Below are 372 nucleotides of genomic sequence, written 5' to 3'. Positions count from 1 at the left end.
CTATATGATGGCAGAAAAAGCTAAATTATTTGATGATACAGAGAATTACCAAAAAATAATTCATGCAACAAACCCTGGTGAGGCAAAAGCATTAGGGCGAAACGTACTCAATTTTGATGAAATGATCTGGTTGGCGCAGCGGTTTGAGATTATAGTACGTGGTAACTTTTTAAAATTTAGTCAGAATAAAGCATTAGGTGAATTTTTAGCCAATACAGGTAAACGAGTATTAGTTGAAGCCAGTCCCATTGATAAAATATGGGGAGTTGGACTCGCAATAGATGATCCCAATATTGAAAATCCTAATTATTGGCAAGGCTTAAATTTGCTCGGTTTTGCATTGATGGAAGTGAGAGAACAGCTCAAAAGATT

General features: G+C 35.8%; 1 protein-coding gene. It reads left to right on the top strand.

All coding sequences use genetic code 11. The features are described from left to right. Window positions 1–372 (top strand): riboflavin biosynthesis intermediates N-glycosidase (gene ybiA, locus ABXH34_RS10180; protein ID WP_353571787.1); only part of this gene is annotated, 372 nt, incomplete at both ends.

Origin of the sequence: Candidatus Albibeggiatoa sp. nov. BB20 (assembly GCA_016744725.1) — a bacterium.
Classification (GTDB): domain Bacteria; phylum Pseudomonadota; class Gammaproteobacteria; order Beggiatoales; family Beggiatoaceae; genus Albibeggiatoa.
The sequence above is the reverse complement of the archived record's forward strand: the minus strand, read 5'-3'. Positions and strand labels throughout refer to the sequence as shown.